We start from the raw sequence: 14678 nt of genomic DNA, 5'->3' as shown, positions 1-14678 counted from the left end.
TTACCCCGGAATGCGCGCAATGGCTTTGGTGCGCAAGCTGCCCAAGACGCGCGCGTCGGCAAAGGTGCCGTCCTCGGACGCGGTGTAAAGGGTGATGAAGTTCTGCAACTCGGCCAGATCGTCGCGGGTCAGATCACCAAACAGATAGGCGACCTTGCCGCTTTCGCGAAAGGCCACCGTCTGAGCGCGGGTACAGCCGGACATGCACTCGACACTTTCCACCTCGACCCCTTGCAACCCATCGCGCAGGAAATCGACAAACCGCGCCTCGGGTGCGCAGGAACTGCAAACCGAAACTTTCACTCTTCCGGCTCCGCCAAGGGACCGTAAAAGATCAGCGCAGGCGTTGTGCTGCTGGTCGTCTCCAAATGCGCGGCAAGGCTTGTGATTGTATAGCGGGTCAGTTTTTCGGCAGGCGTCGACACCGCCTCGGCCAACATCGCGGGTGTGTCACCGGGCAAGCCGTGTTCAACCAGCCGCGCCGCCAGTCCTGCAAAGGTCCGTTTGCCCATGTAAACAACAGTGGTGGCCGCCGGATCGGCAAGGGCAGCCATGTTCACATCGCTGGGCAAATCGCCGGTAACATCCGCACCGGTGATGAATTGCACCCGTCGCGCAGTCAGACGGCGTGTTAACGGTAAACCCGCCGCCGCTGCCGCCGCCGAGGCCGAGGTCACACCGGGGATGATTTCAAAGGGGATGCCCGCCGCTTTCAACGCCGTCGTCTCTTCCTCAAGCCGTCCGAACATGCCGCTGTCACCGGATTTCAGCCGCACAACCCGCAATCCTGCTTTGGCGTGTTCCACCAGAACCTGTGACACGTGGTGTTGCTTGGGCGATGCCCGCCCGGCCCGCTTGCCCACGCCGATCAGATCCGCATCAGGGCCTGCATGTTCAAGGATAGGCCCCGCGCTGAGGTCGTCAAACAATACGGCTTCTGCCTTTTGCAGCCGGTCCACCGCCTTGACGGTCAACAGCTCGGGATCACCCGGGCCGGAAGACACGAAAGAGACAAAGCCGCTCATCCCTCTTCTCCGATCATATGAAAGAAGGTGCCGGTGGCCCGACCGCCGCCCTCAAATGTCCGTGTCGATCCGGTTTCGCCCACCTCTATGTCATTGCTGTCGCAAATTTTTGCCAGCGGTGCGTCAGGCTCTTTCAGGATGGTTGCATAGTGAAACTCATGGCCCCGCAACCGCGCCTGCCCGTCAAAACCAGGGATCGGCGCATTCAGGGTCGCCTTACGATAACCAAGATGGAATTTGCGTTTCTCGAATGAAGTTTCCAGCGCCAGAAGGCCCGTCATTTCGTGACGCCCCCCTTCCTTGTCTACCAATCCGGCCCCCATCGCCATGTACCCGCCGCATTCGCCATGCACCTGTTTTTGTTGCGCAAACTGTTGAATACCTGTGCGAAAATTTGTGGCGGCGGCAAGGGTACCGGCGTGAAGTTCTGGGTAACCCCCCGGCAACCAACAGACATCAGCAGTAGGATCAGGGGCCTCATTGGCCAATGGCGAAAACGGTAGAACCTCGGCACCGGCAACCCGCCAGCCCGCCAGAAGATGTGGATAAACAAAAGCAAAGGCAGCGTCCTGTGCCAGTGCAATACGCTGGCCGGGTGGAATGACCGTTGCAGGTGCCGGGGCATCTTGCAACGTCCCCGCAGCGGCGGCGCGCAGGGCGTCAAGGTCAACATGTTCGCTGACAAAGGCACCAGCGCCGGCAAGGATATCGGGCAGGTTCTCCTGCTCTCCGGCTTGCACCAATCCGAGGTGCCGTTCGGGCAACTCGATCTCTTTGCGCCGCGGCAGAACGCCCAGAACACGCACACCCGCAGCCTCCATTCCGACCCGCACCAAAGCTTCGTGACGGGGCGAGGCCACACGGTTCAGCACCACACCGGCCAGCGTCACATCGGGGCGCATCATCTTGAAACCCAGCGCCGTCGCAGCCACCGATTGCGCCGCGCCGGACACATCCAGCACCAGCACCACCGGCCAGCCCATCAACGCGGCGACATCCGCGCTGGCCCCGTTGCCACAGGCCCCCGGTATTGCCACCCCATCAAAAAGCCCCATCGACCCTTCGGCAAGGATCAGGTCCGCCCCAGCGGCGTTGCCAACCAGACCGTCGATTGTTGGCCGCGCCATTGACCAACTGTCGAGGTTGAAAGACGCCCGTCCAGACGCAGCCGTGTGAAAGGCCGGATCAATGTAATCGGGGCCGCTTTTGAATGGTTGCACCTCGACGCCCTGCGCCCGAAACGCCGCCAACAGGCCCAGCATCAATGTGGTTTTGCCAGTGCCCGAGGCGGGCGCGGAAATCATCAGACCGGGGGGGATCATTCGGCGCTCTCCGGGAATCGCGGGGCAGTGCCCACAGGACGGAAACGGCGGTCGTAATCCCCCGCATAAAGCCTGCTTTCGCCAAAGTCCTCGGCACCGATGGCATGGCCGACAAGGATCAGTGCGGTGCGCTCCATCTCGGCACCGATGGCGGTTTTCAATGTCTCCAACGTCGCCTTGACCACCCGTTGATCCGGCCAGCTGGCCCGCCAGACAACCGCAACCGGACAATCCGCACCGTAATGCGGCGTCAGATCGGCCACCACTTTATCAAGCACATGCACCGACAAATGGATTGCAAGAGTCGCACCGGTTTTTGCAAAATTCTCCAGCGCCTCGCTTTCGGGCATCGCTGTGGCGCGACCAGAGGTGCGGGTCAGCACAACCGATTGCACCACACCGGGCAAGGTCAACTCGGCGTTCAACGCAGCGGCGGCTGCGGCAAAGGACGGCACACCCGGCGTGACGTCATAAGGAATATCAAGGGCGCGCAGCCGACGCAGCTGTTCACCCATGGCCGACCAAACCGACAGATCACCGGAATGCAACCGTGCGATGTCGTGGCCCGCCGCGTGGGCCGCGCTGATTTCGTCCATAATTTCATCCAGTGACATCCGCGCGGTATTGACGATTTTCGCGTCTTTCGGACAATGCGCCAGCAATGCCTCAGGCACCAGCGATCCGGCATAAAGACAGACCGGACAGGCCGCGATCAGGTCACGCCCGCGCAGGGTGATCAGGTCGGGCGCACCGGGCCCCGCACCGATAAAATGAACAGTCATGTTTGGTTTTCCTCAACGTTTTGCGCGATGGCGGCAGTGGCATTAGCATCACCCGAGACGACGCGCGGTGCAACCAGCCGCGCATTCGGGCCGGCGGCGACAAGGGCGGCAGCCTCGGCCAGCGATCCGGTCCCGAACTTATCCTGAATGCGTTGCGATTGGGTGGGGGTGATCATCTGTTGCAGGTCTGCCTGAGTGACCCCAAGGCCGGGGATGCCCATCAGCCCTGCAAATTCCTGAAATACCTTTTCGCGCGATTTCGCCGCTTCGGTCACCAGGGTGTCAATTTTCGCGGGGCCGGCGGATTCTAGCGCCAGACGCATGGCATCCTGCAAACTTGCCAGATCAGCGGTGGCGCGAAAACCGATGCCCAAAACCCTCATAGCGTGACACTCCACTGCACAACAGGACGGGCAGATTGCCAGCCACGCATACGGCCCAGCGGTTGCGCCTGTGCCAGTTCGATCCGCAACAGCGTTCCGCCCTTTTCGGCCTGTAGATTGGCCAGCAAGGTTTCGGTTTCCAAGGTAACACCATTGGCGACAATGCGCGTGCCTTTGGGTAAAATTGTAAACAGCCTCTCGAACAATTCTGCGGTGCCGCCGCCTCCGACAAACACCGCATCGGGGGTCGGGTGGTTCTGGATCGTGTCCAGCGACGCGCCTGTCACCACGCGCATCAAGTGATCAAGGCCAAAGTCCCGAATGTTGCTGGCGATGTTATCCGCCCGCTCGGGTTTGATTTCAAAGGCCGTGGCCTGCCCACCAGCAAGGCACCATTCCACCGAAATAGAACCTGATCCCGCCCCAATATCCCACAGGGTTTCTGTCGGGCGTGGGCCCAGCGCAGAAAGGGTCAACGCACGCACCGGGCGTTTTGTGATCTGGCCGTCATGGGCGAAACTGTCATCGGGCAGGCCCGAGGCACGCGAAAGCCCAACATCGAACGGCAATGCAACGGCGACGGCAACGGGGGCGGCGATGGCGGTGATGTTAAACTCTGCCGCTGTGGTTTCACGGACCCGCTGGTGCGGCCCTCCCATCCGTTCGCAGACGTGCAGGGCTGCCGCGCCTGCCCCTTGTTCGGTTAGCCATTTTGCCAACGCTGCAGGGGCATCTGCGTCACGCAACAGGCAAATCATACGTCCCTGCGGCGACAGAACCCTGCGCAGCCGTTCAAAGGGGGCGGCGTGTAGCCCATGGCAGGTGAGCGTTTCCATCCGCCAGCCAAGGTATCCGGCAACCAGTTGAAAGGTCGATGGGGCGGGCAAGACCTGCCACTCTCCACGAGAAAGATGCTCCGACAGGCTGCCGCCTGCGCCAAACCAGAACGGATCGCCCGAGGCCAGCACAACACAGCACTTGCCTTTCGCGGCCAATACCGGTGCCACGCTGAAGGGAACCGGCCAAGGTTGGCCTTTTGCGCCGGCTTCAACCAGCTCAAGATGGCGCGGCCCGCCAAAGATCACCTCAGCCTGTGCAATCGCGTCACGGCTTGCGGGCGGCAAGGTGCCTGCGGTATCGTCCGACATTCCGATGATTGTCAGCCAAGGATTATCCATCATGCGCATCCTGTTGCTGGGGGGCACAACCGAAGCCAGCCAGATGGCCACCTGTTTTGCCGCAAACGACATGGACGTGGTGTTTTCCTACGCCGGACGCACCACAGCACCAATAGCGCAACCCCTGCCGACGCGGATCGGCGGTTTTGGCGGTGTGGACGGGTTGGCCACCTATCTGAAATCTCAGAAAATCACCCATGTTGTCGACGCAACGCACCCATTTGCCGCCGGCATGAGCCGTAACGCCCATGCGGCCTGCACCAATGCGGCGGTGCCGCTTATCCGTCTGGAACGCCCTGCTTGGCAGGTCGGTATCGGGGACAACTGGACATTGCTGCCAGACATTGAGGCGATTCCCCGCGCCCTGCCTGATGCGCCCTCGCGGATATTTCTGGCGATTGGCAAACAACAGATCGGCCTCTTCGCCACCCAGCCGCAACATCACTATCTGCTGCGTCTTGTGGATCAGCCTGCGGCTGCTCTGCCCCTGACCGATACAAAGGTGGTTGTGGCCCGTGGCCCGTTTGACGTGGCGGGGGACGCAGCGTTGATGCGCGACCATCAGATCACCCATGTGGTTGCCAAGAACAGCGGCGGACAGGGCGCGCAGGCCAAGCTGGAGGCGGCGCGGATGCTGGGCCTGCCTGTTCTGATGGCGCAACGCCCCGTGCTTCCGGGCGACAGCATCGCCAGCACAGCGGACGAGGTCATGGGCTGGTTGGGTCACGAGGCCGACCGGGGTGTATAGACGTAACGACCAATAAACTTGGTTGCCGAATTCCCCACAATCACAACCGTTTGCATATCGGCCATCTCTGGCGTGGCGTCGGCCAGCGTCACGGTGACCAGTTTTTGATCCGGTTTGCTGACAGCGCGGGCAAAGGTGATCAGCCTGTCAGGGCCACATTCCTCGCGCAGCACATCCAATGTTTTTTCAAACCCATGCGGACGGGATTTGGATCGGGGATTGTAAAACGCCATCGCAAAATCACCGCGGGCGGCCATGCGCAACCGGTGTTCGATCACCTCCCACGGCTTGAGGTTATCACTCAGGTTGATGGCACAGAAATCATGGCCAAGCGGCGCACCAGTGGCAGCGGCAGCGGCCAGCATGGCGGTGATACCGGGCAGGACGCGAATATCGGTTTCGGTAAATTCCGGATGTGCCTCGATGGCCTCGAACACGGCAGAGGCCATTGCGAACACGCCCGGATCACCGGAGGAGACAACCACAACACGCGCACCGCCCGCAGCCAGTTGCAGGGCGTGCAGGGCGCGGTCCAGTTCGACACGGTTGTCGGTGGGATGCAGGTTCAGTCCGGCCCGTGGCGCGACACGGGCGACATAGGGAATATAGCCGATGATGTCTGTCGCTTGAGCCAGCGTTTCGGTGACCTCTGGCGTGACCAAAGCGTCATCCCCCGGCCCCAGTCCGGCAATGGCGACCCAACCTGTCATTCTGTCGCCTCGGGCCGACGGCCCTGACCATGCACCAACACAATCGCGAAGTAGGGACAGTCATCCTCAGCCACATCAGCCAGTTTTGCGGTGCGTTGATCCGGCATTGTGCCCTTCTCAACCAGCCATGCATCGTCCAGCCGCCCAGCGGCGGCGAGGGCACGTTTAACGGTTGGCAGGTTCCGTCCGGTTTTCATCACCACCAAGGCATCGGCGCGTTTCATATGGTCGATCAGGTCCGCTTCAGGCAGGGTTCCCATCAGAACCGTCATCACGTCGTCCCCCCAGGTGAACGGTGTGTCCAGCGCATTCCAACAGCCAACCATGCCGGGAATCGCAGGCAACACCTCGACCTCGGCGCGGCCTTGCAGACGGGTATGCAGGTGCATGAAAGAACCGTAGAAAAACGGATCACCCTCACATAGCACAACAACCTCTTCAGTCTTGGCCAATGTCTCAAGCTTGTCCGCCCACTCAGCATAGAAATCAACCATCAGCTGGCGGTATTCCTCGCTGTCAAAACGCAGTTCTGTGGTGACGGGGTATTCCATCGGGTATTCGATCACATCATCGCGCAACATACCGTTGACGATTCTGCGGGCCTGTCCCGAACGGCCTTTCTTGCGGAAATAGGCCAGATGTTTGGCCCCGCGAATGGCGCGGTCGGATTTTACACTCATCAGTTCGGGGTCGCCGGGGCCGAGGCCCGTACAGATAACCTTGCCCATTTTATTCCACCCTGCTGGCAAGGGCGTTCACCGCTGCCACTGTAATGGCCGAACCACCCAAACGGCCCTGCACAATCATCGACGGGACGGGAAGGTCCTGCATCAACGCCTCTTTTGATTCTGCCGCCCCGATAAAGCCGACAGGACAACCGATGATCGCTGCGGGCCGCGGGCAATCGGGGTCTTCCAACATATTGATCAGATGGAACAGAGCCGTCGGCGCATTGCCGATAGCCACAACAGCACCGGCAAGCTTGGGACGCCACAATTCAAGCGCGGCGGCACTGCGGGTGTTGGACATTTCTGCCGCCATATCCGGTACACGCGGGTCGCGCAAAGTGCAGATCACCTCGTTTTCACGCGGCAGGCGTTTGCGGGTGATGCCCTCGCTGACCATATAAGCATCACACAGGATCGGCGCGCCGTCTTCAAGGGCGGCACGGGCCTTGATCGCCATCTCGGGTGAAAACTGCACATGTTTCTCCAACCCGACCATGCCGGCGGCGTGGATCATGCGCACGGCGACGATTTCTTCTTCGGGCGTAAAGCCGGCAAGGTCCGCCTCGGAACGGATGGTGGCGAAAGACTGGCGGTAAATCTCGGCACCGTCGGTAATATAGCTATGGGGCATTCAGAGCGCCTTGATTATGTCAGTGGAAGTAAGAGCGGTTTGGCGGGGTGTATCCCCTGCCCGTCCGTTGCGGACAAGGTCAAAGCCACAGTTTGTCGCAGTCAGGGTTACCGCAGCGGGTTTGGGATGCGCACAGCCTTTGGCGCAACCGGATATATGGAGCGTTTGGCCCGGTTTCAGATGTGGTGCCAACGCCCGCGCAAGGGGGCGGGTCGGTGCCAAGCCCTGCGTGCAGGCGGGCGCGCCGGTACAGGCGGTAATGCGCAACAACGGATCTGCGGGATCAGTGATCAGCCCGTCAAGCGGCGGCGGGGTATGGACGCCCTCGATCAGGATCATGCGCCAAGGTGTCAGGCGGATGTCCCCAAGCGTGGAAAAAGCCCCGGCCGTGATATGCCCAAACGCGATACCGGCAAGCATACCCTGTGATGTTGGGCCGGGTGTGGGCCCATAGGTTTGTGTTTGACGCACTGTGGTGAAACCGGCTGGCGGCGGCGTGCCATCGCCCAGCAGCTTTGCCATGCGGTTATGTGTGCCACGGGTGTCCATGAACCACTGCGCCAGCGCGAGAGCTTCTTGAATGCTGTCTTGGGCTTTGACGGGTTTGCCTGTGCGCATTCCATCCGCGACAAGGATTAGGCCACCGGTTGCATCACGTTCCAATCGGATGTCGGCGGGGGCGGAGTGCAGCACGGGTTCGGGGCCCGTGTCGATGGCGAACCCGAATTTATGCGGCAGCGCAGGTGCCTCGGGCTGGCTCAGTGCCTGCGTTAAAGCGGTAGCCTCGGCAGGGGTTTCGCCAAAGGGCGTCACGATGATGTTTCGCCGGCTTTCAACGGTTTCGGATGGGTCGATCAACGACAGGTCGCGCAGAGCGGCGATCAAGGCGGCATGGGTGTCTGGCGTCACGCCGCGCAGTTGGACATTGGCGCGGCTGGAAAGATCAATAACACCGTTGCCAAGGCGCTTTGAAAGGGCGGCAATGCCTTGGGTTTGGGTGCTGTTAAGTCGCCCGTTGTAAGGCCTTACGCGCACCACAAGACCATCACCAGACATCATCGGACGCAGGGCACCGGGGCAATAGCCTTTGATTTCGGGCGCGTGGGTTTTGAAAGACGTCATTCCGCCGCGTCCATCTTGGCGCTGATGGAGTTGCGACGTGTCACCCAAAGCCCTGCGTCGCGTAATGCGGCAAAGCGGTCTTGCATGGCCTTCAGCGCCGCCGGGTTTTCACGCTCCATGAAGGCCAGCAGATCGTCACGCCCAAGGGTCGCGTCATAATAGAGGTCAAACAAATGCGCGGGCACATCGCGCGTCAGATGCGCAAAGGCAGCAAGGTTATCAAGGGTCGCGGCAATCTCAGCTGCCCCCCTGAACGCGTGGCGCATCATGCCGCTGGCCCAATCCGGATTGGCAGCGCGGGCGCGCACCACGCGGGCGATTTCCTCGGCCATTGTGCGGGCGCGCGGAGTGCCGATTTTCGTCGTATCAACGTGATACATGGCCGGTTTAGAAGCGCCAAGATGGGCCATGGCGGCGGCAAATCCCCCCTCATGGCTGGCGTAATCAGAGGCCAGCAGAACATCGGATTCAGTCAGGTCCTGAATATGCGCAAAACTGTCAGCGTTTTGCAGCCGGTTCTCAAGCGCCGCACGGTTCTGGGTCGCCTCGCCACGGGCGTCGATGGACCATTCAGAGGCTTTCAGCCATGCCGACCCTGCCGCGTTGCGCCCCTCGTCGGAGTAATCCAACATCGCGGCTTCCATGTTCATCCCATAAAGCCCCGGTTTGGGGCCAAAGACCCGCGGAGTTTTCACCTTATAGGGGTTCATGTCCGCCGCCTCTTCACGCTCGGACAGGGCAAGGGCACCCGCCTCGAAGAGTTGCGAAAGCGCGGGAAAAACATCGCGGAACAGGCCGGAGATGCGCAGCGTGACATCAATGCGCGGGCGGTTGATCAGCGCCAGAGGCAGAACCTCAAACCCGCTGACTCGCTCGCTGCCTGCGTCCCATTTCGGCGATAGACCGGCAAGGTGCAGCGCCATGGCAATTTCTTCGCCGGCGGTGCGCATTGTGGCGCTGCCCCAGAGGTCAACAACAAGGCCGCGAGGATAGTCGCCTTCCTCCTGCAAATGGCGCCGGATCAGTTCTTCGGCCAGTTTGACACCTTGGGCATGGGCCGCACGGGTCGGCACGCTGCGCGGATCAACGGCATATAGGTTGCGCCCTGTTGGCAGAACGTCAGAGCGACCACGATAGGGTGAACCAGAGGGGCCAGAAGCGACACGTTCACCGTTCAGCGCGGTGAGCAACCCGTCGGTTTCGCCCGCTCCAAGGCCATAGGTATGCAACCCGTCGCCGTATTGCGATTCCTTGATGTCACAGACAAAGCGGTCGATGCGGGTGATCGCTTCGGCCATGCAGGTGTCATCGGTGATGCCAAGGTCATCAGCCACACCGGCAGCGCGGGCTTCGTCACGGATGGTGTCGATCAAGCGGTCGCGGCGGGCGGGGTCCAGACCGTCAGCCGTGGAATATTCATCCAGCAAGCGTTCCAGTTGCAGCAATCCGTCAGGCGTTGCGCTGTCTTTCATCGGGGGCGGCAAATGGCCAAGAGTCACGGCACCGATGCGGCGTTTGGCTTGGGCCGCTTCGCCCGGATCGTTGACGATGAACGGATAGATCACCGGCAGATCACCGGTCAGCGCCTCGGGCCAGCACTCGTCGGACAGGGCCACGGATTTACCCGGTAACCATTCCAGCGTGCCATGGGCACCGATGTGAACAAGGGCGTGGATACCTTGGGATCGCAACCAAAGATAGAAAGCCACATAGCTGTGGCGTGGCACACGCGCGAGATCGTGATAGTCGGTTTCGCGTTGATCAATCGCGCCGCGTTCGGGTTGCAGGGCCACAAGGGCATTGCCGCAGGTTTGTGCCGGGAAGTGAAAGGCCCCGTCCTTGTAGAGCGGGTCCGTGGTGGGATCGGGCCATGCGGTACTCAGGTCGGCCTGAAGCTGTTGCGGGAGCTGGCCAAGTGCGGCCTCATAGGCACTGACGGGCCATGCGATGGTGGTGTGAGGCAGCGATTTGCCAAAACCGGTTTGCGGCTGCACGGCATATCCGGCCCTCGCCAGTGACATCAACATGTCCTCGGTTGAGGCCAATGCATCAAGACCAACCGCATGGGCAATCTGGTCATCACGGCCCGGATAGGTGGACAGGACAAGCGCGATTTTTCGGGCGATGGTGGGGGCTGTGGCAAGCCGGTGCCAGCCCGCGATCCGGTCAACAACGGATTTGATCCGCGCGCCGTTGGCACGGTGGGAAAACCGCGAATATTGAAGGTGCGGGTCTTTTTTCTCGGGTGCTTTAAAGCTGACCACACCGGAAAAAATACGCCCGTCGACCTCTGGCAGAACCACATGCATTGCCAGATCGGTTGGTGACAATCCACGTTCGCTGTCAGCCCATTCTTTCTGGCGGGCAGTGGACAGGGCCACTTGGAAAACAGGGCAGCCGGGGGCGTCCAGTGGCGAGGTACCGTCCCCACCGCGACCGGAAAACGCCGTGGCGTTAATGATCGCGGTTGGCGGGTGTTCCAAGAGGGCGGTTGCGAGAAAGGCGCGGCCCTCGGGATTTTTCAGAGAGGGCACGAAGAGGCCCATGGCGTTAAAACCACTGGCGCGAATTTCGCGGATCAGGGCATCAACCGGGGCCGTATCGGCGGCGGTCAGATAACTGCGGTAAAAGGTGACAGCGATCAGCGGCAGTTCATCAAGTGTGGCGCACGGACACTGTGAAAGGATGCCATGATCTGGATCGTAATACCCCGCCGTCGGAACAGTTTTGGTGCCGGTAACGGGGCCGGCGTAGAAACCGGCGGCAAGCGCCAACTGTGCGAGAGCGGCCTGTGCGGCCACAGCCCCGCCAGCGTCACACAGATGCGAAAGACGGCGCAGGGTCGAAACCGGTAGAGTCGAATGTTGATCAAGTGCCGGATCTTCGCGGCCATCGGCGGGCAAAATGGCAAGTGCAATGTCATTGCGGCGGGCGAAATCCTGCACCTGCATGATGCCGTAGGGCCAATAGTTTTCCCCACCGATCAGGCGGATCAGAATGCCTTTTGCCCCGGTCAGGGTCTGTTCAACATAGTTATCCACGGAGGCCGGATGGCGCAAAGCGGTGAGGTTGCACAGGCGCAGCGTTGGCAGTTTGCCCTCTGTCCCGCCGCCGCGATGCCAGCCTGCCGCGAAAGCGCCAAGGTCACTGTCAGAGAACGAAAGCACCACCAGATCGGCGGGCGTCTGGCCCGGATCATAAGGTGTTTCGCTATCTTCTAACCCGTGGCTTTCGCGGAAGACGACATGCATTTTATCACGCGCCCAGTGTGGCGCGAATGGCGGCTGTGTCGATGTGATCGTGTTCTGCAATCACTACCAGATGCCCCTGACGCGCATCGCTGCCCCATGGCCGATCAAACTGTTGACGCACACGGGCCCCAACGGCCTGCACCAGTAGGCGCATGGGTTTGCCGGTCACCGCAACATAGCCTTTGACCCGCAGAATGTGCTGTTCGTTCGCCAGCCTTTCAATGGCCGCAACAAGGGCGTCCACGTCTTCAACTTCGGGCATCGGCACAACGATGGTTTCAAAATCGTCATGCTCGTGGTCGTGGTGACCGTCGTGGTGCGAGGGGCGTGCATCAAGGTCGTCTTCGGCCTTGGCGTTCAGGCCAAGGACCACATTTGGGTCGATCACCCCTTCGCTCATCGACAGGATCGGGATGCTGCGCGGACTTTCGGCTTGGATCACTTTGCGCGCGGCACCTAAACCGGTTTCGCCAGCAAGATCGGCCTTGGACATCAGGATGATGTCGGCGCAGGAAATCTGATCTTCGAAAACCTCGGAAAGGGGTGTCTCATGGTCGATGCTGTCGTCGGCCTTGCGCTGTTCATCCACGGCATGTTCGTCCGCCGCAAAACGCCCAGCGGCCACAGCCTCCGCATCCGCCAGTGCAATCACGCCATCAACGGTGATTTTGGAACGAATCGCGGGCCAGTCAAACGCCTTGAGCAGGGGTTTGGGCAGGGCCAGACCGGAGGTTTCAATCAGGATATGATCAGGTTTAGTCGGCAAGGCCATCAGCGCCTCGATGGTCGGGATAAAATCATCCGCCACGGTGCAACAGATACAGCCGTTTGCCAGCTCCACAATGTTCTCAGCAGGACAATCAGGGATCGCACAGGATTTAAGGATATCGCCGTCAACACCCACAGTGCCGAATTCATTGACCAGCACGGCCAGACGACGACCACCAGCGTTTTGCATCAAGTGACGGATCAGCGTGGTTTTACCAGAGCCGAGAAAGCCGGTGATCACGGTAACGGGAATTTTGGAAAGGTCGTTCATTTCAGAGCCTCCGAAGGCATATTCAAGGGGGGAACGCGGGCAAGGCTTTGCTTGCGAAACACGACAGGGCGTTCGCGCCACGGGACGACCCCATCCTTGGACGCGGCATAAGCAGCCGCGCCAGCAAGGATATCGGGGACATTTTCATCGCTCATACGGCCATAAACATAGGTCCACTTGCCCGGCTCGGACAAGGCGACAGCGGCCCCTTGCGAGCAGGCAGAAAGGCAGGACACACCAACGATCGTGACGCCGTCAGGCGCGCCGGCCTCCTTCAAGGCCGCGTGCAGCACAGCGCCGGGGCGCAGCGCGTCTTCTTCCACGGCTTCACCGGCACGGCAAGTGGTGCAGACATAAAGGGTTGTGGTCATGCGGTCGGCCTCATTCTACGGTGATCATCTGCATGGCGGAAACGGGGGTGCCGTTTACCGCCAGCGGGCGATGATCATTGGTGTTCAGCGTCACTTTAACCTCGACCTCGCCTTTAGGCAGCCCATCAAGGTGTAACCAAGGGCTGTAGAGGCGGCCCAATTTGTCACCGTTGATATAGACATGGGCATGGCCTTCACCGGTCACATTGGCAAGGCTGGCGCGCTCAGGCGAAAAGGCGAAGTTCTCGGTCATCACATGCAGGTTATATCCGGCCATCGGGTCTGGCATGATCATCACCGACAGGCTGGGCGCATCGGTCGCGGGCACATCAACCGGGGTATTATGCATCGCGCTATGATCCATGCCAGCGTGATCCATGCCCGCCCCATGTCCGGCGACACCATGGTCGTGACCATCAAAGGTCACCCCGTTGCCCGCGGCGATGACAAATCCGATGCCACCGCCAAAAACCAAACCTATTGCGAAAAGAGAAAGAGAGCGGCTCATGCGTTCCCCGCGACCTCAGCGGTGGCATTGACACCCTCGCGCTGCCAGAAATAACCCGCGAAACTGCCCAGTAATGCCCATGCAGCCAAACCAACCCCAAGGGCCCGGGCCGCGAACAATGCACCGATTTCTGTAGGAACCGGGCCAGTAAAGACATCCGGTTCAGGCGCGCCGATCACATGCGGGGCCATCAAGAGGGCGGCAGCGATGACCCAGACACCCCAGTTGCGACCAAAGGCGATCAGCCAAAGCGCGACACCCGCAGTTGCAACCGTAGCAAACCACCAGACCTGACGGGCGGACACATCCGCCGCCGCGACACCGGGCACTTCTGGAGCCAGCGTAACCCCGGGAGCGAGATGAAACGCAACAAATCCGGCAACACCCCAGATCAACCCGCTGCGCCCGTCAATCCGCGCGCCCCGGTCTTCTGCGATACCCATCGCGGCAAGCAGGATCAGCGCGTAACCGGTATAGGTCAGCATGGTGAAAATCAGGCTCAGCCCGTCGCGCATGGCGTCAAAGCCAGGCAGGTCGGGATGGGCCGTTACGGCAGCACCGCCAAAATGAACCAGTTCCCCAGATTCGTACAGCTCTGCGTGCAGCAGAACAGGCTGGACAAAGATCAATTGCAAAAGGCCCGCGATAAGACCAGCACACGCGCCTGCAAAGAGCGCAGATATAAGAAAACGAGAATACATGGATAAGTTCCTATGATTGGAAAAACAGATAAACCGAGCTTGGCCAAAAAGGTCATACAGCGTTACCTGCGCAAATGGCCGGCGGGGCATACAAGGGACGCATCGACGCAGAAATGCCAACAGGGCGGGCCGCGATGCGGCACACCCAGTTCAGTGGCTTCGACCCGGTCAGAACAGTC

At 60.6% G+C, this 14678-nt stretch carries 16 protein-coding genes; 1 reads left to right on the top strand and 15 read right to left on the bottom strand.

Annotated features, from left to right (window positions below):
* Genes HKX44_RS12380 through cbiE form a run of 6 tightly spaced genes read right to left on the bottom strand, consistent with a single transcriptional unit; the run spans window position 1 to window position 4690 of the window.
* Window positions 1–303 carry a DUF1636 domain-containing protein gene (locus tag HKX44_RS12380; protein WP_276151636.1) on the bottom strand — a complete coding sequence of 101 codons (303 nt, stop codon included), beginning with the start codon at window positions 301–303 and terminating at the stop codon, window positions 1–3.
* A complete protein-coding gene (gene cobA, locus HKX44_RS12375) occupies window positions 300–1025 on the bottom strand; it encodes a uroporphyrinogen-III C-methyltransferase (RefSeq protein ID WP_276151635.1) in 726 nt (241 codons plus the stop codon). The genes HKX44_RS12380 and cobA overlap by 4 nt, the downstream gene beginning before the upstream one ends.
* Entirely contained in the window at window positions 1022–2347 is a 1326-nt protein-coding gene (locus tag HKX44_RS12370) for a cobyrinate a,c-diamide synthase (RefSeq protein WP_276151634.1), read from the bottom strand. The genes cobA and HKX44_RS12370 overlap by 4 nt, the downstream gene beginning before the upstream one ends.
* Window positions 2344–3129 carry a precorrin-4 C(11)-methyltransferase gene (cobM, locus tag HKX44_RS12365; protein ID WP_276151633.1) on the bottom strand — a complete coding sequence of 262 codons (786 nt, stop codon included), beginning with the start codon at window positions 3127–3129 and terminating at the stop codon, window positions 2344–2346. Before cobM ends, HKX44_RS12370 begins: the two co-directional genes overlap by 4 nt.
* A complete protein-coding gene (locus HKX44_RS12360; RefSeq protein ID WP_276151632.1) occupies window positions 3126–3512 on the bottom strand; it encodes a cobalamin biosynthesis protein in 387 nt (128 codons plus the stop codon). The genes cobM and HKX44_RS12360 overlap by 4 nt, the downstream gene beginning before the upstream one ends.
* The gene (gene cbiE, locus HKX44_RS12355) at window positions 3509–4690 is read right to left on the bottom strand and encodes a precorrin-6y C5,15-methyltransferase (decarboxylating) subunit CbiE (protein WP_276151906.1); all 1182 of its coding nucleotides are present in this window, start codon (window positions 4688–4690) and stop codon (window positions 3509–3511) included. The genes HKX44_RS12360 and cbiE overlap by 4 nt, the downstream gene beginning before the upstream one ends.
* Before the next feature lies 1 nt (window position 4691).
* Here cbiE and HKX44_RS12350 point away from each other — a divergent pair, with 1 nt between their 5' ends.
* Entirely contained in the window at window positions 4692–5438 is a 747-nt protein-coding gene (locus tag HKX44_RS12350; RefSeq protein WP_276151631.1) for a cobalt-precorrin-6A reductase, read from the top strand.
* On the opposite strand, the gene cobJ is transcribed toward HKX44_RS12350, so the two are convergent.
* From cobJ to HKX44_RS12305, 9 genes are read right to left on the bottom strand one after another with little or no spacing between them, the layout of a single operon-like run.
* Window positions 5414–6148: a precorrin-3B C(17)-methyltransferase gene (gene cobJ, locus HKX44_RS12345; RefSeq protein ID WP_276151630.1), complete on the bottom strand. Its 735-nt coding sequence runs from the start codon at window positions 6146–6148 to the stop codon at window positions 5414–5416. The genes HKX44_RS12350 and cobJ overlap by 25 nt on opposite strands.
* Entirely contained in the window at window positions 6145–6876 is a 732-nt protein-coding gene (cobI, locus tag HKX44_RS12340; RefSeq protein WP_276151629.1) for a precorrin-2 C(20)-methyltransferase, read from the bottom strand. The genes cobJ and cobI overlap by 4 nt, the downstream gene beginning before the upstream one ends.
* Before the next feature lies 1 nt (window position 6877).
* Window positions 6878–7507: a precorrin-8X methylmutase gene (locus HKX44_RS12335; RefSeq protein ID WP_276151628.1), complete on the bottom strand. Its 630-nt coding sequence runs from the start codon at window positions 7505–7507 to the stop codon at window positions 6878–6880.
* Complete coding sequence (locus HKX44_RS12330) at window positions 7508–8629, bottom strand: precorrin-3B synthase (protein WP_276151627.1); 1122 nt, start codon at window positions 8627–8629, stop codon at window positions 7508–7510.
* Window positions 8626–11880 (bottom strand): cobaltochelatase subunit CobN, encoded by a 3255-nt coding sequence (gene cobN / locus HKX44_RS12325; protein WP_276151626.1) that lies wholly within the window; start codon window positions 11878–11880, stop codon window positions 8626–8628. The genes HKX44_RS12330 and cobN overlap by 4 nt, the downstream gene beginning before the upstream one ends.
* A 4-nt stretch (window positions 11881–11884) precedes the next feature.
* On the bottom strand, window positions 11885–12919 hold the full coding sequence (cobW, locus tag HKX44_RS12320) for a cobalamin biosynthesis protein CobW (protein WP_276151625.1): 1035 nt from the start codon (window positions 12917–12919) through the stop codon (window positions 11885–11887).
* Window positions 12916–13290: a DUF1636 domain-containing protein gene (locus HKX44_RS12315; protein WP_276151624.1), complete on the bottom strand. Its 375-nt coding sequence runs from the start codon at window positions 13288–13290 to the stop codon at window positions 12916–12918. The genes cobW and HKX44_RS12315 overlap by 4 nt, the downstream gene beginning before the upstream one ends.
* Window positions 13291–13300: 10 nt before the next feature.
* Window positions 13301–13798 carry a hypothetical protein gene (locus tag HKX44_RS12310; RefSeq protein ID WP_276151623.1) on the bottom strand — a complete coding sequence of 166 codons (498 nt, stop codon included), beginning with the start codon at window positions 13796–13798 and terminating at the stop codon, window positions 13301–13303.
* A complete protein-coding gene (locus HKX44_RS12305) occupies window positions 13795–14499 on the bottom strand; it encodes a CbtA family protein (RefSeq protein WP_276151622.1) in 705 nt (234 codons plus the stop codon). The genes HKX44_RS12310 and HKX44_RS12305 overlap by 4 nt, the downstream gene beginning before the upstream one ends.
* Between the last annotated feature and the right edge of the window lie 179 nt (window positions 14500–14678).

Source organism: Sulfitobacter sp. M05 (genome assembly GCF_029285175.1).
Taxonomy (GTDB): domain Bacteria; phylum Pseudomonadota; class Alphaproteobacteria; order Rhodobacterales; family Rhodobacteraceae; genus Sulfitobacter.
The sequence above is the reverse complement of the archived record's forward strand: the minus strand, read 5'-3'. Positions and strand labels throughout refer to the sequence as shown.

Coding starts and splice junctions, on each gene's coding strand:
- HKX44_RS12350 (WP_276151631.1), top strand. CDS start 4,692: ATGCGCATCCTGTTGCTGGGGGGCACAACCGAAGCCAGCCAGATGGCC.
- cobJ (WP_276151630.1), bottom strand. CDS start 6,148: ATGACAGGTTGGGTCGCCATTGCCGGACTGGGGCCGGGGGATGACGCT.
- cobI (WP_276151629.1), bottom strand. CDS start 6,876: ATGGGCAAGGTTATCTGTACGGGCCTCGGCCCCGGCGACCCCGAACTG.
- HKX44_RS12330 (WP_276151627.1), bottom strand. CDS start 8,629: ATGACGTCTTTCAAAACCCACGCGCCCGAAATCAAAGGCTATTGCCCC.
- HKX44_RS12360 (WP_276151632.1), bottom strand. CDS start 3,512: ATGAGGGTTTTGGGCATCGGTTTTCGCGCCACCGCTGATCTGGCAAGT.
- HKX44_RS12305 (WP_276151622.1), bottom strand. CDS start 14,499: ATGTATTCTCGTTTTCTTATATCTGCGCTCTTTGCAGGCGCGTGTGCT.
- cobM (WP_276151633.1), bottom strand. CDS start 3,129: ATGACTGTTCATTTTATCGGTGCGGGGCCCGGTGCGCCCGACCTGATC.
- cobA (WP_276151635.1), bottom strand. CDS start 1,025: ATGAGCGGCTTTGTCTCTTTCGTGTCTTCCGGCCCGGGTGATCCCGAG.
- HKX44_RS12335 (WP_276151628.1), bottom strand. CDS start 7,507: ATGCCCCATAGCTATATTACCGACGGTGCCGAGATTTACCGCCAGTCT.
- cbiE (WP_276151906.1), bottom strand. CDS start 4,690: ATGGATAATCCTTGGCTGACAATCATCGGAATGTCGGACGATACCGCA.
- cobN (WP_276151626.1), bottom strand. CDS start 11,880: ATGCATGTCGTCTTCCGCGAAAGCCACGGGTTAGAAGATAGCGAAACA.
- cobW (WP_276151625.1), bottom strand. CDS start 12,919: ATGAACGACCTTTCCAAAATTCCCGTTACCGTGATCACCGGCTTTCTC.
- HKX44_RS12370 (WP_276151634.1), bottom strand. CDS start 2,347: ATGATCCCCCCCGGTCTGATGATTTCCGCGCCCGCCTCGGGCACTGGC.
- HKX44_RS12315 (WP_276151624.1), bottom strand. CDS start 13,290: ATGACCACAACCCTTTATGTCTGCACCACTTGCCGTGCCGGTGAAGCC.
- HKX44_RS12310 (WP_276151623.1), bottom strand. CDS start 13,798: ATGAGCCGCTCTCTTTCTCTTTTCGCAATAGGTTTGGTTTTTGGCGGT.